Origin of the sequence: Streptomyces sparsogenes subsp. cuspidosporus, assembly GCF_039532705.1 — a bacterium.
Classification (GTDB): domain Bacteria; phylum Actinomycetota; class Actinomycetes; order Streptomycetales; family Streptomycetaceae; genus Streptomyces; species Streptomyces sparsogenes.
Window position 1 is genome coordinate 260,132 of the sequence record NZ_BAAASD010000004.1, and the last position, 18,195, is coordinate 278,326.

An 18,195-nucleotide genomic window follows, 5' to 3' on the forward strand; every position below is an offset into this window, starting at 1 on the left:
TCGAAAGCGTTTACACCGCTCCATGGGCAAGGGGACCCCCAAGTGACCGCACACACGCCGCCAATTCCGCCTTTCCGCGATCGGCGACTGCCGTTCGCGAAGCGCGTCGACGACCTTCTGGCGCGGCTCACCCCCGACGAGAAGATCGGATTCCTGCACCAGTACGCACCCGCCGTGGAGCGGCTCGGCGTCGCCGCGTTCCGCACCGGTCAGGAGGCCCTGCACGGCGTGGCCTGGATGGGCCCGGCCACCGTCTTCCCGCAGGCGGTGGGCCTGGGCGCGACCTGGAACACGGATCTCGTACGACGGGTCGGCGAGGCGGTGTCCAAGGAGGTCCGGGCGATGCGCGCCCGCGACGACCGCGTGGGGCTGAACGTCTGGGCGCCGACCGTGAACCTGCTGCGCCACCCTCTGTGGGGCCGCAACGAGGAGGGCTACTCGGAGGACCCGAGGCTCACCTCTGCCATCGCCACCGCCTACACCCGCGGTCTGCGCGGCGACCATCCGACCTACTGGCGCACCGCACCCGTCCTCAAGCACTGGCTGGCCCACAACAACGAGACGGGCCGCGACGTCACGTCCTCCTCGGTCCGCCCGCGCGTCCTGCACGAATACGACCTGCGCGCCTTCCGCGAGACGGTCGAGGCGGGCGCCGTGGCCGGCGTGATGCCGGCGTACAACCTGGTCAACGGCCGCCCGAACCACCTCTCGCCCTATCTGCGCGAGCATCTGCGCACCTGGACCGACGAGGACCTGCTGGTCTGCTCGGACGCGGGCGCGCCCTCCAACCTGGTCGACTCCGAGCACTACTTCGACACCCACGAGGAGGCGACGGCCGCCGCGCTGCTGGCCGGCGTCGACAGCTTCACCGACCACGGCACCGACAGCTCGAAGATCACCGCGCGGGTGCGCGGCGCTCTCGACAAGGGCCTGCTGACCGAGGCGGACATCGACGCGGCGGTCCGCCGCCAGCTCTCGGTCCGTTTCCGCCTCGGCGAGTTCGACCCGGACCACGACCCGTACGCGCTCACCACGGACTTCGACACCCCGGCCCACCGCGCCCTCGCCCAGGAGGCCGCCGAGCAGGCGGTCGTGCTGCTCAAGAACGACGGCGGCCTGCTGCCGCTCGCCCCCGGCACCCGGCTCGCCGTGGTCGGCCCGCTCGCCGACGAGTGCAAGCTCGACTGGTACAGCGGCACGCTCCTGCACCGCCGCACCCCGTTGGAGGGCCTGCGCGAGCGGTTCGGCCCGGAGCGCGTGCGGTTCGCGGAGGGCGTGGACCGGATCCTGCTGAAGACCTCGGCCGGTACCTTCCTGCACGTGCCCGAGACGGACGCCGACGACAAGGTCCGCGGCGCGGAAGGCGCCCTCGACCCGGCCCTGCTCGCGGGCCGGACGGACCTGCCCCCGCTCACCACCGACGCGACCGGCACCGAACTCTCCCTCATCGACTGGGGCGGGGGCGTGCTGACCCTGCGCGCCCCCGACGGCCGCTATCTCTCCGTCGCCGAGGACGGTCTTGTCCGGGCCTCCGCCGACCAGCCCGGAGGCTGGATCGTCCAGGAGACGTTCCGCCTGGAACCGCACGGCGACGGGCATCTTCTCCGGCACATCGGTACGGGGCACCCCGTCTCCGTCACCGCCGACGGCGTCAAGGCCGCCGACGGGAACGGGGAGGTCTTCGAGGTCGTCGTCGTCGAAAGCGGCGAGGACGCGGTGAGCCGGGCCGCCGCACAGGCGGACGTGGTCCTGGTGGTCGGGGGCAACGATCCGCACATCAACGGACGCGAGACCGAGGACCGCAGCACCCTGGCCCTCCCCGGCCACCAGGAGCGTCTTCTGCGCGCGGCCCGCAGGGCCAACCCGAACACGGTGCTGGCGCTGGTGTCGGCGTATCCGTACGCGGTCGACCACGGGGAGGTGCCGGCGCTGCTGTGGACGGCCCACGGCGGCCAGGCGGCCGGCAGCGCCCTGGCCCGGATCCTGGCAGGCGACGTCTCCCCCGCCGGCCGCCTCCCGCAGACCTGGTACGCCGACGACTCCGACCTGCCCGACCTCCTCGACTACGACGTGATCGGCGGCCGCCAGACGTACCTCTACTTCGAGGGCACGCCTCTCTTCCCGTTCGGCCACGGCCTGTCGTACGCGTCCTTCTCCTACGCAGACCTCACGACTCGCGTCGAGGACGGGACACTGCACGTGACCTTCACGGTCCGCAACACCGGTGACATCACCGCGGACGAGGTCGCCCAGCTCTACACCCGGGCCACGGACCCGTCGGTGCCACGGCCCCGCAGGGAACTGGCCGCGCACCGGCGTGTGACGCTCGCGCCCGGCGAGGCCACGGAGATCGCCTTCCGGGTGCCGCTGTCGGCGTTCGCGTTCTGGGACGTGGCGCGGGGACGTCAGCGGGTGGCCCCGGGCCGCCACGAGATCCTCGTCGGAGCGTCCAGCGAGGACATCCGCCTGGTGGAGACCGTCGACCTCGACGGCGAGCCGTCCGCCCCCCGGCCGGTCATGGTGGGCGGCCTGGAGGCGGTGGACTTCGACGACCAGAGCGACACGGAGATCGTGGACCGCGCGAAGACGTCCGGTGACTCCGTGATCCCCGTGGCCGGCCGTGAGGGCGAGCTGGTGTTCCGTGACTGCGACTTCGGCAAGGGGGCTGCCGGAATCGCGGTGGAGGCGGCGGGTGAGGGCGCGGTCGAACTGTCGCTGGGCGGCGGTCCGGCACTGACAGTGCTCACCCTCTCCCCGGGTACCGCCGGACCCTACGACTACACCACGGTGAGCGCCCCCGTCGTGGTGGCGGGCGGTGTGCACGACGTCCGCCTCGGACTGCGCGGACCGGTGCGGCTCGCGCGCGTCACCTTCTCCGGCTGAGGTCCGCATCGACCCCCTGTGCACGGTGCGGGAGCCAGGCCGCGACCAGCGTTTCGGCCTGGCCCGCATCGACGACGACACCCTGAACCGCACCCCCAAGAACAGCTACCACTGGTACCGGGGCCTGATCACCGCGCACCGCGCGCGGACGGAGGAACGTGCCCGATGAAGTTCACGGACGGCTACTGGCTGATGCGCCCGGGCTGCACCGCCCGCTATGCCACCGAGGTCGCCGACATCCACGCCGATGACCACCGGATGACGCTGTACGCACCCGTGAAACACGTGAGCCGGCGCGGGCAGACCCTCAACAGCCCGCTCCTGACGGTGGAGTGCTGGTCCCCGGCCGAGGGAGTCATCGGCGTGCGAACCACCCACCACGCCGGATCGGTGCGCCGGGGGCCGGAGTTCGCGTTGCCCGGCGCCGGTGGCGATGCGGGCAAGGTACGCCGGGACGGAGCGGTGCTGGAGCTGTCCTCCGGCGAACTGACGCTGCGGGTGGACACCGAACAGCCGTGGCTGCTGGAGTTCACCGCCGGCGGACGCGTGCTGACCTCCGCCGGCGAGCGCGGCACCGGTTTCGTCACCGACGCCGAGGGCCGCCACTACATGCTCGGCCAGCTCTCGTTGGACGTCGGAGAGCTCGTCTACGGCCTGGGCGAGCGTTTCACCCCGTTCGTCAAGAACGGGCAGACCGTGGACATCTGGCAGGCCGACGGCGGCACCAGCAGCGAGCAGGCGTACAAGAACGTCCCGTTCCACCTGACCAACCGTGGATACGGCGTCTTCGTGAACCATCCCGGCAAGGTCAGCTACGAGGTCGGCTCCGAGTCGGTCGGCCAGGTCCAGTTCAGCGTCGAGGACCAGTCGCTGGAGTACTTCGTCGTCCACGGCCCGACCCCGAAGCAGATCCTGGCGCGCTACACCGCGCTCACCGGGCGCCCGGCCCTGCCGCCCGCCTGGGCCCTGGGCCTGTGGCTGACCACGTCCTTCACCACCGACTACGACGAGGCCACGGTGGGCCGTTTCATCGACGGCATGGCCGAGCGCGGCATCCCGCTGAGCGTCTTCCACTTCGACTGCTTCTGGATGCGCGCCTACCAGTGGTGCGACTTCACATGGGACGCGGAGACCTTCCCCGACCCGGCCGGCATGCTGAGCAGGCTCAAGCAGCAGGGGCTGCGGATCTCCGCGTGGATCAACCCTTACATCGCACAGAAGTCGGCGGTATTCGAGGAGGGCATGCGCGAGGGCTACCTGGTGCGGCGCCCGGACGGCAGCGTGTGGCAGTGGGACCTGTGGCAGCCCGGCATGGCCCTGGTGGACTTCACCAACCCGGCCGCGCGCGACTGGTACACCGGCAAACTGAAGACGCTGCTCGACCAGGGCGTGGACTGCTTCAAGACCGACTTCGGCGAGCGCGTCCCCACCGACGTCGTCTGGCACGACGGCTCCGACCCCGAGCGGATGCACAACTACTACACCCACCTCTTCAACCAGGCCGTCTTCGAGCTGCTGCGCGCCGAGCGGGGCGAGGGCGAGGCGCTGCTGTTCGCCCGGTCCGCCACCGCCGGCGGCCAGCAGTACCCGGTCCACTGGGGCGGCGACTGCGAGTCCCACTTCAAGGCCATGGCCGAGTCGCTGCGCGGCGGACTCTCCCTCGGCCTGTCCGGATTCGGTTTCTGGAGCCATGACATCGGCGGCTTCGAGGGCACCCCGACCCCGGCCGTGTTCAAGCGGTGGGTGCAGTTCGGGCTGCTCTCCTCGCACAGCCGCCTGCACGGCAGCAAGTCGTACCGCGTGCCGTGGGACTACGGCGAGGAGGCCGTCGACGTCACCCGCGAGTTCACCCTGCTCAAGCACCGCCTCGCCCCGTACCTCCAACGCGCCGCGCAGCAGGCACACACCACCGGTGTCCCGGTGATGCGCGCCATGGTGCTGGAATTCCCCGACGACCCGGCGGCCGCCACCCTCGACCGGCAGTACATGCTCGGCGACGACCTGCTCGTCGCCCCGGTCTTCACCGACGACGGCACGGTCGAGTACTACGTGCCGGAAGGCACCTGGACCAATGTGCTGACGGGCGCTCAGGTCACCGGTCCGCGCTGGGTCCGCGAGCAGCACGGCTTCCACACCCTGCCCCTGCTGGCCCGCCCGGACTCGGTCATCCCGCTGGCCGCCGACGACCAGCATCCGGTCTCCGCCTGGGCCGACGGCGTCGAACTGCGGGTGCACGCCTTCGCCGAGGGCGCCGAGCACACCGTGGTGATCCCCAGCACCGACGGCCCCGGTGAGACGGCCCGCTTCCACCTGCGCCGCCGGGGCGGCCGACTGCACGTGACCACCGACAGCCCGCACCCGTGGCAGCTGCGGATCGGCGGCCCGAACGCGACCGTGCACCCCCACCCCGCCGGCACCTCGGAGGCCGACCTGCCGTACCCGGCCTGAACCCGACGGCCAGGGCGGGGCCCGCGCAGCTCGGACTGTTCTGATGGCCGAGGCCGAGGTGCCCAGCCTGGCCGTCCCCACGACCAAGACCGGGGGGGGTGGGCACCTGCGACGCGCTCCTCCTTCTCCCGCGGTGAGCGTGAGAACCAACCGCGCCGCCGGGCCCTGCCGGCCGCGGGCCGGCGGCGTGGCCGTTCTCCCGGTCAGGCGGAAAGAGCCGGGGAGGCGGTCTCGACGCCGCTGCCGGGGACTCGGTCTCCGGCGCCGCTGCCGGGGACTCGGTCTCCGGCGCCGCTGCCGGAGACCGGTCGGGAGGTGCTGCTCCGCCGCGGGGTGAGGGCGACGGCCACGCCGAGCAGGGTCGGGCTGCCGCGGCGCGGGCGCGGTCGGTGGCCCTCCACGGCATCACGCGTTCCTTCAAGCCTCCGGCCGGTCCGAGCGGTCGTCGGCGACCAGCGCGGTGAGGTCCGGAAGCCGGTTGGTGTAGCCCCACTCGCTGTCGTACCAGCCGAAGACCTTCGCCAAGGTGCCCTTGGCCTGGGTCAGCGCGGCGTCGAGGACGCAGGAGGCGGGGTCGCCGATGATGATGTCGCGCGAGACGCTCGGTGCCGCCGACGAGATCAACGCGGCTTTCGCCGAAGCCGCCGATCCACGGGGACCCGGACGGCGATCCCGTCGAGGGCGCCGGCCAGTTCGGGTACCACCAGGCCCACGGGGTGCCCCGCGGGGCGGCTGCCGGACGCGGTCACCCGTCGGCACCCAGGTCGAAGACGATCCGGGCCTTGATCTCGCCGCGCAGCACGGCGTCGATGGACTCGTTCACGGAGGCGAGCGGCCGGGTCTCGTGGATGACCCGTGTGCGCCCGGCCGCGTGCAGCCGGAAGACCTCGGCGAGGTCCTGCCGCGTGCCGACGATGGAGCCGATGATCGCCGTGCCGTTCAGCACGGTGTCGAAGATCGGCACCTGGATCGTGCCGTGCGCGGGCAGCGCCACCATGACGAGCTTCCCACCGCGCCGCAGACCGGAGTTGACGGCCTCGAACGCGGTCCGATTCACGGCCAGTGCGATCGCCGCGTGGGCGCCGCCGTGCTTCTTCAGCTCCGCCCCGACATCCTGCTCGCGGGCGTCGATGACGAGGTCCGCGCCCAGTTCCCGGGCAAGTTCCAGCTTGTCGTCGGTGACGTCGATCGCGGCGACCGTGGCACCGGCGATCTTGGCGTACTGCACGGCCAGGTGCCCGAGCCCGCCCACACCGGAGACGGCCACGAGCTGGGTGGGCCGCACATCGGCGACCTTGAGCGCCTTGTAGGTGGTGACGCCGGCGCAGGTGAGCGGGGCGGCGTCGAAGGGGGTGAGGTTCTCGGGCACCGGCTGGGCGAAGTCGGCCCAGGCCAGCATCTTCTCGGCGTACCCGCCGTCGCAGCCGTACCCGGTGTTGATCTGCTGCTCGCACAGTGTCTCCCAGCCGGACAGGCAGTGCTCGCACCGTCCGCAGGCCCTGCCGAGCCAGGGGACCGCCACCCGCTGCCCGATGTGGAGGTGGGTGACTCCGTCGCCGAGCGCCTCGACGAGGCCCACACCCTCGTGACCGGGGACGAACGGCGGGTCGGGCTTGACGGGCCAGTCGCCGTGGGCGGCGTGGATGTCGGTGTGACACAGCCCGGAGGCTTCGACGCGGATGCGGACCTGGCCGGGGCCGGGCTCGGGGTCGGGCCGCTCCTCGATGACCAGAGGCTCGCCGAAGGCCCGTACGACAGCTGCTTTCATGGGTTTCTCCTGGGAGTGGCGGCTCAGTCGTGCGCGACGACGGCGACCGGGGCGGTGGCGTGGTGCAGGACGGCGTGGGTGACGCTCCCGATGTGGGCACCGACGGACGAGCGGCGGATGCTCCGGCCGAGGACGACCAGGGAGGCTTCGTGGGAGGCGTCGATCAGGGCGAGCGACGGGCTGCAGCAGCGGGACTCCGCGACGACCACGACATCGGGGTACTTCTGCCGCCAGGGCTGCAGCGTCTCCGCCAAGGCGGCGGCGTCGGCCTGGGCCACCGTCTCGGTGACCGCCGGGTCGGGGGCCATGGCGTAGGCGTAGTAGTACGGCGGGTTCCAGCCGTGCAGTACCCGCAGTGTCACGGCGCGGCGGGCGGCGGCCTCGAAGGCGAACTCGATGAGGGCCGGGTCCGGGGTGGTGGTGTCCAGTCCGAGCAGGACGGGCCGCAGCTGTGCGGCACCGGCAGCGGTCGCCGCCGGTTCCCGCTCCTTCGGAGCCTGTTCACCGGCGCGGACCAGGATGACGGGCCGCTCGCTGTGCGCCACCACCGCGAGGCCCACGGAGCCGACCAGGAAGCCGCCGATCCCGCTCAGGCCCCGGGAGCCGAGGACGAGGAGGTGGGCGTCCTCCGCGGCGCCGATCAGGGCCTCGGCGGGCCGTCCGGTGAGCTGTTCGGTGGTCACCTCGACGCCGGGGTGGCGCAGGCGCAGGGCATCGGCGGCCTCACGGAGAATCTGTTCGCTCCAGTGCTGGTTCTTCTCGGCTCCCGGGAACGGGGCCTCGGCCATCGGGGTCGGCACCGGCCCCCAGACCTGGACGAGCTTCACCGGCAGTCCGCGCAGCTCGGCCTCGTGGGCCGCCCATTCGGCGGCGGCGTGGCTCTCGGGCGAGCCGTCGAGGCCCACGGTGATGGTGCGGGACATGTTCTCCACCTCCTGAATCGGGCGCGACGGCCCGATTCCAGCGTCGTGTTCGGGGTTCGGTTCGGGTGGGGCCGCGGCGCCTCAGGCGGGAGGGCGCGGCGCGGGGGGGGTCGCGGTCAGCGCAGCCAGGCGTGGTCGCGGACGATCGGCAGGCGTGCCCAGAGCCGGCCCAGGCCCCAGGTGGCGCCGGCGCCCGCTGCCGCCACGGCGACCAGCGCGGCGGCGTAGATCAGGTGGTAGTCGGCGAACGGGTTCGTGGACATGCTCGGTGAACCGTTGGACAGGTGTTTGGCCGGCGGCCACTCGGCGAGCCACATCAGCGCCAGCATCGCCGTGCCGGCCGCCGCCGCCGGTCGCAGCGCCACGCCGGTCATGACGGCAACGCCGATGCCGAGCAGACCGAGCATGAACAGCCAGTCCGCCCACGCGTCGCCGGCCCACGCGTGGAAGGTGGACTCCATGGGCCCGGCGGCGACGGAGCTGAGGAAGCCCTTCGTCGGGGACACGCCGTCGGTCCAGCCCTTGCCGGACGCCGTGGCGTATCCGAGCCCGAAGGCCTTGTCCAGGAACGCCCACAGGAAGACGAACCCGGTCAGGACGCGCAGGGACGCGAGGGCGCGGACCTGCGCGGTGTGCGTGTGGAGCCCTTCTGACACGGCGCTCGCGGCCCCGGCCCGGTTCCGGCGCGGCGACAGGGGGAAGTCCGGGCTGCGGTGGGAGTGCTGGTGCACGGCCATGATGGTGGTCCTTTCCGCGTTTTCAGGTGTCGTTTGCTTGACACTGCTCACTCTCGCGGTGTGCGCCGCGATGCGCCGGATGCCGAAGGGCACTGACGACGGGGCTGAAGGTCCCTGCCGCGCGGGCCGGTTGACGGCACGTATGACGGGGCTGCCGCCGTTCAGCCGACCGTGAGATGCGGGCGGACCAGGGTGCCGGAACCCCCGTGGACGATCTCGTACGCGGCCTCCAGTGCCCCGATCGCGGCCAGTCCTCCGGTACGTTCCACGAAGCGGGCGGCGGCCTCGGTCTTGGGGCCCATAGAGCCGTCCGGGAAACCGCCCCGGCGCAGGTCGGCGGGGGTGACGTCGGAGAGAGGCCGCTGGTCCGGTGTGCCGTACCTCTCGTACACGCAGGGCACGTCGGTGAGGATGAGGAGGAAGTCCGCCTTGAGGTCCTCGGCGAGCAGGGCGGCGGTGAGGTCCTTGTCGATGACGGCCTCGACGCCGGTCCGGGCGCCCGGGTCGGGGGCGGCGGTCACGGGGACGCCTCCCCCGCCGGCGCAGATCACCAGGGTGCCGAGGCCGAGCAGGTCGTGGACGGTGTCGGTCTCCAGGATCCGTTCGGGCGCCGGGGAGGGTACGACGCGGCGCCACCCGGTGGTGTCCCGGACGATGTGCCAGCCGCGCTCGCGGGCCAGCTTCTCGGCCGTGGCGCGCGAGTGCACCTGACCGACGAACTTCGTGGGACGGGTGAACGCGGGGTCGTCGGTCCGCACGAGGGTGTGGGTGACGAGTGCGGCGATCCTGCGCCCGGGCAGGGCCTCGTGCAGGGCGCGGGCCAGCAGGGAACCGATCATGCCCTGGGTCTGTGCGCCGAGGAGGTCGAGCGGGTACGGGGCGCTGAGCGCGGGGTCGGCCTCGCTCTCCATGGCGAGCAGCCCGATCTGCGGCCCGTTGCCGTGGGTGACGACCAGCTCGTGTTCCTGGGCGAGGGCGGCCAGCGCGGTGGCGACGCGGTCGATGTTGGTCTGCTGGACGGCCGCGTCGGGGCGTTCACCGCGGTGCAGCAGGGCGTTGCCGCCGAGCGCGACGACGATGCGCATGGTCAGTCCTCCAGGGTGGCGACGAGGACGGCCTTGATGGTGTGCAGGCGGTTCTCGGCCTGGTCGAAGACGAGGGAGGCGGGTGAGGAGAAGACCTCGTCGGTGACTTCGAGTCCTGTCAGGCCGTAGGTGGCGAGCAGTTCCCTGCCGAGCCCGGTGCCGTCGTCGTGCAGGGACGGCAGGCAGTGCAGGAACTTGACGTCCGGGTTTCCGGTGGCCGCCAGGGTCTTTCCGTTGACCTGGTACGGCAGAAGCAGGTCGATGCGCTCGCGCCAGGTGTCGGCGGGCTCCCCCATCGAGACCCACACGTCCGTGTGCAGGAAGTCGGCGCCGCGCACGGCGGTCTCGACGTCTTCCGTGAGGGTGACGCGGGCCTTGCTGCGCGCGGCGAGCTTCCGGCAGGTGGCGACCAGCCCGCTGTCCGGCCACAGCGCGCGGGGAGCGGCGATGCGCACGTCCATGCCGAGCAGGGCCCCCATGGAGAGCAGGGAGTTGCCCATGTTGTTGCGGGCGTCGCCGAGGTAGCAGTAGCTGATGTCGGTGAGCGGCTTGGTACTGTGCTCGCGCATGGTGAGCATGTCGCACAGGCTCTGGGTGGGGTGGGCCGTGTCGGTCAGTCCGTTGTAGACGGGGACGCCGGAGTGGGCGGCGAGTCCGGTGACGATCGACTGGGCGGAGCCCCGGTACTCGATGCCGTCGAACATGCGGCCGAGGACGCGGGCGGTGTCGGCGACGGACTCCTTGTGACCGACGTGGGTGTCGCCGGGGCCGAGGTAGGTGGTGGCGGCGCCCTGGTCGGCGGCGGCGACCTCGAAGGCGCAGCGGGTGCGGGTGGAGGACTTCTCGAAGAGAAGGGCGATGTGCCGGCCGGTGAGCCTGGGCTGTTCGGTGCCGGCGCGGCGGGCCGTCTTGAGTTCGGCGGCGAGATCGAGGAGGTGGTGCATGTCCGCGGCGGTGAAGTTGAGTTCGCTCAGGTAGGAGCGGCCTCGCAGATCGACGGTCATGATGGTGTCCCTTCCGGGGGTCAGGCGGCCGGGCCGCGTTCGATGGGGCAGCTCATGCAGCGGGGGCCGCCGCGGCCGCGGCCGAGTTCGGCGCCGGCGATGGTGACGATCTCGATGCCCTGCTTGCGCAGGTAGGTGTTGGTGGTGACGTTGCGCTCGTAGCCGACGACGACGCCGGGCGCGAGGGCGAGGAAGTTGCTCCCGTCGTCCCACTGTTCGCGCTCGGCGCCCCGGACGTCCTGCGGCGCGGAGAGCAGGCGGACCTTGTCCAGGTCCAGGGCCTCGGCGAGCGCGGTGGCCAGGTCGGAGTTCGGCGTGACGTCGAAGCCGGTCCCGCGGGTGTCGCTGGGGGTGAGGGTCCAGGAACGCAGGGAGTCGGCCAGGCCCGGGTAGACGGCGAAGGCGTCGCGGTCGAGCATGGTCAGCACCGTGTCGAGGTGCATGTAGGCGCGGGTGGCGGGCAGGTGGACGGCGATCAGCCGGTCTGCCGTGCCGCTCGCGAACAGCCGGGCGGCCAGGTTCTCCACGGCCTGGGCCGTGGTCCGTTCGCCCATGCCGACCATGACGGCACCGTTGCCGAGGACGTGGACGTCGCCGCCCTCCAGTGTGCCCACGGCACCGTCGAGCAGCGGCCGCGGCGCGACCTCCGTGAACATCGGGTGGAAGCGGTAGATCGCCTCCGCGTGCAGGCTCTCGCGGCGTCGGGCCGGCTTGGCCATCGGGTTCACGGAGAGCCGGTCGTACATCCAGCAGGAGTTGTCGCGCGGGAAGAGGTGGTTGGGCAGCGGGGTGAGGGCGAAGTCGTCGGCGTCGAGTGCGCTCCACACCAGGCTGTGCGGGTCGGCCAGCGGCAGGTCGCTCTTGAGCAGCCCGCCGATGAGGTAGCCGGAGAGCGTCTCGCCGTCCAGCTCGGCGCAGAGGGCGCGGACCGGGTCGATGAGGGCCGGACCGACGGTGGCCGGAGTGACGACCCGGTCGAGGAGCCAGTCGCGGGCCTCGGGGATGTCGAGGGTCTGGGCGAGCAGATCGGCGAAGTAGTGGACGCGGGTGCCGTGGTCGCGCAGGACCTGGGCGAACGCGTCGTGTTCCTCGCGGGCGCGCTTGGCCCACAGGATGTCGTCGAAGAGCAGGGCGTCGACGTTGCGCGGGGTGAGACGGGACAGTTCGAGGCCGGGGCGGTGCAGGATCACCTGGCGCAGCGGGCCGACTTCGGAGTCGACGTGGAAGGTAGGCATAGCGGGGGTTCCTTTGTGGTGGTGCGGTCAGTGGTGGGGGTGCGGGTCGTGTCGCCGGCGGAGTCCGCCGGCGCGGCCGGTGCGCGTGCCGCGGGAGAGCCGCCGGGCCGGCGGGGGTGTCTCGGGCGCCCGCTCCTGCTGGGCCGGGTTCTCCCCGGCCCGGGTGGCGGCCGGCCGTTCGCGGACGGCCTGGCCCTTCTTGAGCCAGATGTAGGCCGGCACTCCGAGGAGCAGGACGAACAGGCCGTAGTAGACGGTCTGGTAGCCGCTGCTCTGGATCGACCAGTACGAGAAGGCGAGGGCGAGCGCGGCGACCGTGACGTCACGGGCCAGCCGTCGGGGGCTCGTTTTCTCCCCGTTGCGCACGAGCAGCCAGTACAACTGGGCGGCGGCGGAGAACAGGTAGGGGATCACGGCGGTCAGCACGCTCAGCAGCACGATCTTGGTGAAGACGTCGTCGAAGCGCGTGTAGCTGAACACGGTGATCAGCGAGGCCAGTACGGTGGACGCGACGATCCCGAACACGGGGGTGTCGCTCTTCCCGCGCAGCCGGGCGAAGGCGCGTGGGAACAGGCCGTCGCGGGCGGCCGCGTAGGGCATCTCGGCGCACAGCATGGTCCAGCCGTTGAGCGCGCCGATCCCGGAGACGATCGCGGCGACGGCGACGATGTCACCGGCCCAGGTTCCCCCGAAGATGTTGTTCGCGGCGTCCGCATAGGGCGCGGTCGAGCCGCCCAGCCTGTCGTGGGCAACGGTGCCGAAGACGGCGAGGGTGCCCAGGATGTAGATGACGGCGCAGACGAGCGTGCCGTAGACCGTGGCGCGCGGCACGTTGCGCCCCGGCTCCCGGACCCGCCCGGCGACCACCGAAGCGGCTTCCAGACCGACGTAGCTGAACAGGGCGATGGCGCCCGCGGCGGAGATCGCGCCCAGCGCCGGCCGGCCGCTCGCGTTGAAGGGGCCGAAGTTGTGGGAGTCGATGAAGAGCAGCCCGACGGTGGCCATGAAAACGAGCGGGACGAACTTCAGCACGGTCGTGACGACCTGGAAGGCGCCCGTGTTCCGCACACCGGTGAGGTTGATCGCGGCGGGGATCCACAGTCCGACCAGTGCGAGGAGCACCGACATCCCCTTGTGGTGGCCGGTGTTGACGAACACCTCCACATAGCCGACCCAGGCCACCACGATCGCGGCGTTGCCGGCCCAGGCCGTGATCCAGTACGACCAGGCGTTGAGGAAGCCGGCGAACTCACCGAACGCCTCACGGGCGTAGACATACGGCCCGCCGCTCGCCGGAATCCGCTTGGACAGCGCGCCGAAGGTCAGCGCCAGCGCGAGCGCGCCGAGGGTGACGACGACGAACGCGATCAGGGAGACCGGTCCGTACGGGGCGAGGGCGGAGGGCAGCGCGAAGACTCCGGTACCGATGATGCTGCCGATCACAAGAGCGGAGGCCGCTGGAAGGCCGAGCGTCGCAGGCGGCGCCGTCCCCTCCCTGTCTCGTGTGGGTGCGGGCATGGCGTACTCCTTGCGCGATCAGGTCAGGGCCGGGTCGATCCGCGAACGATCCTGCTGCGTCGAGCCGGATGAGGTCAGTGGCCGCAGGGCCCCGCTCCGGCCCGAAGGTCCCGGTCCCCGGGGCCCGCTCAGCCCGGCGGACTCGCCCGCCACCGCCACCGGCCGGCCCGGCAAGCGGTTGGGGACGGGTGACCCCTGCCCCGGGGCCGGAAGCCCCTGGTTCGGTCCCGCCCGCCGTCCCACGCTGAGGTCGTCGGTCAACTTCACCGGTCCCGGGGAGAGTCGCACTCCAGCCGGACCGCTCGGCGCCGACGAAGCCGACGACCCGGCGCGGCTGTTCGCCACATGCCGAACCACGAGGGAGCCACCATGCGCGGCACCCCCTACCTCGTCAGCGACGTCATGTCCCACACGGTGGTCGCGGTCGGCCGCCACGCCTCCTTCAAGGAGCTGGTGCGGCTGACGCAGGACTGGAAGGTCAGCGGCCTGCCCGTCTGGAGGGCGAGGGCCGGGTGGTCGGCGTCGTCAGCACGTCGACGTTCCTGTGGAAGCCGAGGCGGTGCCCGGTGGTCAGCCCGGCAGCGGTACGCCGTACAGCGTCCGGCTGCCGACGAGTCGGCGCCCGGTGACCAGTTCGGCGTCGATCCGCACGAGAACCTCGTCGGGCGAGGGGGCCCAGGAGCACGGGGCCATCCGCTCAAGGCGTTCCCGTTCCGCCGGGTCGGTGACGACCGCGGCCCGGCCGGTCAGGACGACGCTCCAGCCGGACCGCGCCGCCGCGTCGACGGCGTCCGCCTCGAACGCGACGACCGCGCCGTCGACCGCGCGGCTCAGCTCGGACGCCGCCGATGTGTGCAGCAACACCGCTCCGTCCGTGGCCAGGCCGAAGTTGACCGGCACCACCGCCGGCAGGGCCTGCCGCGTGTGGACGACTCGTCCCACGGGTGCTGTCGCCAGCAGGCGCAGGCACTCGCCACGATCGAGTTCACGGAAGCCATCGTTCGCGTACACGGGTCAGCCCTCCCCCGGCCGGTACAAGGAGTCCTGTCCATGCTGAGCCCCGGACGCGGCCACCCATGAGTGCCACCGGTCCCGCCCCGGCCGGAGAGCGACCCAGGAAAACGCTTCGGCGCAGGGGGCCCAACGGCCCTTCCGTCCTGCCCGCCCGCTCGGCTTTCCTCTGAGCATGGCCCCCGAAACCAACATCGGCTCCGAATGCCGCCACACGGAACGCACCGTCGGCGGAACCACCGTCGTGGAGCTGTACGGCGAGATCGACATACTGGCCGCACACTCTCTGACGGTTCGTCTGGACGGCCTGACGGCTTCCCTGCGCCCGGACGTGGTGGTGGACCTGCGCGCCGTGTCCTTCATCGACTCCGCGGGACTGACCCCGCTGTGCCGGGCCCGGAACCGGATCAGGCGACGGCACGGCCGGCTGCGCCTCGTCGCCGACAGCGATCGAGTGCTGCGCGTCATGAGCGGGGCAGGGCTGAGCGACGTGTTCGATGTCCACGACCGCCTGCCCGAAGCCCTTGCTGTCGCAGCCCCGGAAGGCCCTCTGCGCGCGGCGAGCTGACCGGGTCACGGACGAGCTCGGACGTCGGCCGGGCGCCGCGTGGGCCTCGTCGAGTGGATCAGCCGCCCTCCTCGGCGGCCTCGCCGTCGGTGGGCAGGGGTACGGTCCACTCCAAGAGCGTGCCGCTCCGGTGACGGCGTGTGATGTCGAAGGTGCCGCCGAGTTCTTCCGCGCGGCTTCGCAGGTTCGCCAGTCCGCTGCGGCGGGTGTCGGCCGGGTCGATACCACGTCCGTTGTCGGCGACTGTCAGCCGCAGTGTCCGATCGGAGGCTTCGGCGGTGACTTCCACCGTGGTGGCCTGCGCGTGCCGGGCGGTGTTGGACAGCGCCTCCCGCAGGACGGCGAGGAGGTGGCCGGCGTGGGCGGCGGGCACTTCGGTGTCCAGCAGGCCGGTCATGCGCAGGGCCGGGGAGAAGCCGAGGGCCTCGGCGGATTCGTCGGTCACGGTCAGCAGCCGGGCGCGCAACCCGCCGGCCTGTTCCTGCCGGTCCCGGTGCTGGAGCGCGAAGATGGTCGCACGGATGATCTTGATCGTGTCGTCCAGGTCGTCCACGACCCGCTGGATGCGCTCGGTCGCGGTGGGTTCGCCGCGGACGCGGCCGAGTACGGCCTGCAGGGTCAGCCCGTCGGCGAAGAGCCGCTGGATGACCTGGTCGTGCAGGTCGCGGGCGATACGGTCGCGATCACCGAGTAGCGTCAGCTGCTCGGCCTCCCGGCGGTGCTCGGCCAGCTTCAGCGCCAGGGCGGCCTGGTCGGCGAAGGTGGACACCATGTCGATGGTCGCGTCGCTGAAAGAGGGGCCGCCGGGGACGTTGGCCACCTGCAACACGCCCCGCACCCTGTCGCGGTCGCCCACGGGCACGAAGAAGGCAGGGCCCAGGCCTACCACGGAGGCGCTGCCGCCCGATCCGCGGGGGTCATCACTCAGGGCCTCACTCGTGATCGGCTCTCCGGTGGTGAACACCTTCGCCGCCAGGGTGGACGCCGAGAGCGCCAGGCCGAGCACCCGGTCGGCCGCCTCACCCGCTGCTGCCTCCACGGTGAGGTCGGGGCCCTCCCCGACGGGAAGGGCAAGCGTGACCAGGTCGGTGCCGGTCATCTGCCGGACGGTGTCCGCCAGCGACCGCAGGATCTCCTCGGGCGGCGCGCCCGACAGCAGAGCGCGGGTCATGTCGGCGCTGGCGGACAGACGCCGCTCGCGGTGGCGGCTGTCGTCGTACAGACGGGCGTTGTCGATCGCCACCCCCGCCGCGGCGGCCAGGCTCTGGAGCACCACCTGATCGTCGGCGTCGAAGAGCAGCCCGCCGCGCTTGTCGGTCAGGTAGAGGTTGCCGAAGACCTTGCCGCGCACCTGCACGGGGGTGCCGAGGAACGTGCGCATGGGCGGGTGCCCCGGTGGAAAACCCACCGACTCCTGGTGCCCCCCGAGGTCCTCGAGGATGAGCGGCGCGGGCTCACGGATGAGGAGACCCAGGATGCCGTGTCCTTCGGGGTAGTTCCCGATCTTCGCGATCGTCTCCTCATCCATGCCCACGGTGATGAACTGCCGGATCGTGCCCTCCTCGCCCAGCACGCCCAACGCGCCGTACGAGGCGTCCACGAGGACGACGGCGGACCGCACGATCCGTCGCAGCAGGTCCTCCAGCTCGAGGTCGCTGCCGATCGCCATGACGGCGTCCAGCAGGGTCTGCATTCGGTCCCGGCCGCCGCGCACCCGTTCGACATGCTCCTGCAGCTCACTCAGCAGCGCGTCCATCCGCAACGGCGGGACCGAACCGGGACGCTCCGCCCCCGGCGGTTCGCCCATGCGGGTGTCCTTGTCCTCTCTCCTGACCATGGGTACAGCATGCCCGAACGGCCCTGTTGGTGGACAACGGATCCTGCTACAGCCACGACCGCACCACGGCGTTGTCAGTCCACCGGTTATCGGCGACAAGTCCCACGCCGCGCCCGGACCGTCACCACCGCTCCAGTGGCCTGGCCGAGGCGCGACCACCGCAGCCCGACCATCCCGTCCCGGGCGCCGACCCTCCCGTCAGAGCGTTGTCGCCCGCTCCCCCGCGGCCGCCCACTCCTGGTGCGCGGCGTGGACGCGGTGCCACAGCGCCGCCCGGGCGGAGGCGTCGACGTCGGTCAGATTCAGGTGGAACACGTCGGCCAGTACGTCGTACCAGTCGTCGGCCGAGTCGATGGTCCGCTCGTACGTGCCTTCGGCGTCGATCCGGCGCAGCACACAGCCGCGCAGCATGTCCACGCCCTCGGCGTCACGGAGCTGGGCTTGGAGGACCCGGACGAATCCGGACTCGGGGGAAGTGGACAGCCGGTGGTGCTCCGCGGCGAAGGAGGACAGCTCCACGGGCTCCGGCGCGAAGACCATCGCCGTGAAGGCGCCGCGGGGGTCATGGGTGAACCGCCAGCCGCCGGGCACCACTGCCGACGGGGCCATCGCGTAGCTGAACGGGCCCTGGGTGTAGGTGCCTTCGCGCAGCGGCAGTGGCTCGTACATTCCGCCGGCGAGCCCGGTGTCGACCAGCCATCGCTCGCCGTCGAGCCCCACGGTGAGCGCGAGGTGGTCACCGCCCGGGCCCTCGGGGTCCTCGACCTCGTCCTGCACTCCGGCCCTGTGCAGGGTCACGTCGTAGCCGAGGGCCGTCAGCAGCGCGGCGAAGGCCCCATTGAGGTGGAAGCAGTAGCCGCCGCGCCCGCGCAGGATCCGGGCCACGGATTCCGCGGCGTCAATGCTCGTCGGCCGTCCCAGTTGGTTGTCGAGGGTCTCGTAGGCGACGCGTTCCACCTGCGCCCGGTGCAGTGCCCACAGCGCTTCGGCGGTCGGGGCCGCCGGCCGGGCCACCCCCAGCACGGCCAGGTACCCGTCGATGTCGATCATGCTCCCCCTCACCGCTCCCCCTCACCGGTTCGAACGGGGGATCAGCCTACTCGCCCGTACGGCCCGTCCCCCGCCCGGCCCCGGGGCTTCGGACGAGTTCCGGGGCCACGCCCTGCGGGGCCGACGTA

Annotated in this window: 14 protein-coding genes and 2 pseudogenes; 5 read left to right on the forward strand and 11 right to left on the reverse strand. The window is 71.9% G+C overall.

The features are described from left to right. Positions 1-42 precede the first annotated feature (42 nt). The 3 genes from ABFY07_RS07320 to yicI are packed head-to-tail and all read left to right on the forward strand — an operon-like array spanning position 43 to position 5,331. Positions 43-2,883, forward strand: a complete 2,841-nt coding sequence (locus tag ABFY07_RS07320) for a glycoside hydrolase family 3 C-terminal domain-containing protein (protein ID WP_346173646.1) — start codon at positions 43-45, stop codon at positions 2,881-2,883. A 25-nt stretch (positions 2,884-2,908) separates the two neighbouring features. After that, on the forward strand, positions 2,909-3,052 hold the full coding sequence (locus ABFY07_RS07325; protein ID WP_428836867.1) for a family 1 glycosylhydrolase: 144 nt from the start codon (positions 2,909-2,911) through the stop codon (positions 3,050-3,052). Then, positions 3,049-5,331, forward strand: a complete 2,283-nt coding sequence (gene yicI, locus ABFY07_RS07330; protein WP_346173647.1) for an alpha-xylosidase — start codon at positions 3,049-3,051, stop codon at positions 5,329-5,331. The genes ABFY07_RS07325 and yicI overlap by 4 nt, the downstream gene beginning before the upstream one ends. Positions 5,332-5,748: 417 nt before the next feature. Here yicI and ABFY07_RS07335 read toward each other — a convergent pair. The 8 genes and pseudogenes from ABFY07_RS07335 to ABFY07_RS07370 form a co-directional block, all read right to left on the reverse strand. Beyond that, a pseudogene (locus ABFY07_RS07335) lies at positions 5,749-5,946 on the reverse strand (type I glyceraldehyde-3-phosphate dehydrogenase); the annotation flags it as partial. 130 nt (positions 5,947-6,076) lie between these two features. Further along, entirely contained in the window at positions 6,077-7,099 is a 1,023-nt protein-coding gene (locus ABFY07_RS07340; RefSeq protein ID WP_346173648.1) for a zinc-dependent alcohol dehydrogenase, read from the reverse strand. Between the two features lie 23 nt (positions 7,100-7,122). Further along, a complete protein-coding gene (locus ABFY07_RS07345) occupies positions 7,123-8,022 on the reverse strand; it encodes a universal stress protein (protein WP_346173649.1) in 900 nt (299 codons plus the stop codon). Positions 8,023-8,138: 116 nt separating this feature from the next. Then, the gene (locus tag ABFY07_RS07350) at positions 8,139-8,759 is read right to left on the reverse strand and encodes a hypothetical protein (RefSeq protein WP_346173650.1); all 621 of its coding nucleotides are present in this window, start codon (positions 8,757-8,759) and stop codon (positions 8,139-8,141) included. Positions 8,760-8,920: 161 nt separating this feature from the next. Beyond that, the gene (locus ABFY07_RS07355) at positions 8,921-9,844 is read right to left on the reverse strand and encodes a carbamate kinase (protein ID WP_346173651.1); all 924 of its coding nucleotides are present in this window, start codon (positions 9,842-9,844) and stop codon (positions 8,921-8,923) included. 2 nt (positions 9,845-9,846) lie between these two features. After that, positions 9,847-10,848, reverse strand: a complete 1,002-nt coding sequence (argF, locus tag ABFY07_RS07360; RefSeq protein WP_346173652.1) for an ornithine carbamoyltransferase — start codon at positions 10,846-10,848, stop codon at positions 9,847-9,849. Positions 10,849-10,868: 20 nt separating this feature from the next. Continuing rightward, positions 10,869-12,083, reverse strand: a complete 1,215-nt coding sequence (locus tag ABFY07_RS07365) for an arginine deiminase (protein ID WP_346173653.1) — start codon at positions 12,081-12,083, stop codon at positions 10,869-10,871. Positions 12,084-12,110: 27 nt separating this feature from the next. Further along, positions 12,111-13,526: an APC family permease gene (locus ABFY07_RS07370; RefSeq protein ID WP_428836877.1), complete on the reverse strand. Its 1,416-nt coding sequence runs from the start codon at positions 13,524-13,526 to the stop codon at positions 12,111-12,113. A gap of 444 nt (positions 13,527-13,970) precedes the next feature. Between ABFY07_RS07370 and ABFY07_RS07375 the strand changes: the two are divergent. Continuing rightward, positions 13,971-14,152 (forward strand): annotated as a pseudogene (locus ABFY07_RS07375) (CBS domain-containing protein); the annotation flags it as partial. Positions 14,153-14,171: 19 nt separating this feature from the next. Here the strand turns inward: ABFY07_RS07375 and ABFY07_RS07380 are convergent. Next, the gene (locus ABFY07_RS07380; RefSeq protein WP_346173655.1) at positions 14,172-14,612 is read right to left on the reverse strand and encodes a pyridoxamine 5'-phosphate oxidase family protein; all 441 of its coding nucleotides are present in this window, start codon (positions 14,610-14,612) and stop codon (positions 14,172-14,174) included. Positions 14,613-14,787: 175 nt separating this feature from the next. Between ABFY07_RS07380 and ABFY07_RS07385 the strand changes: the two genes are divergently transcribed. Beyond that, positions 14,788-15,180, forward strand: a complete 393-nt coding sequence (locus ABFY07_RS07385) for an STAS domain-containing protein (protein WP_346173656.1) — start codon at positions 14,788-14,790, stop codon at positions 15,178-15,180. A 58-nt stretch (positions 15,181-15,238) separates the two neighbouring features. On the opposite strand, the gene ABFY07_RS07390 is transcribed toward ABFY07_RS07385, so the two are convergent. Beyond that, the gene (locus tag ABFY07_RS07390) at positions 15,239-16,987 is read right to left on the reverse strand and encodes a GAF domain-containing sensor histidine kinase (protein ID WP_428836878.1); all 1,749 of its coding nucleotides are present in this window, start codon (positions 16,985-16,987) and stop codon (positions 15,239-15,241) included. A 228-nt stretch (positions 16,988-17,215) separates the two neighbouring features. After that, positions 17,216-18,067 carry an arylamine N-acetyltransferase family protein gene (locus ABFY07_RS07395; RefSeq protein WP_346173658.1) on the reverse strand — a complete coding sequence of 284 codons (852 nt, stop codon included), beginning with the start codon at positions 18,065-18,067 and terminating at the stop codon, positions 17,216-17,218. Positions 18,068-18,195: the final 128 nt, after the last annotated feature.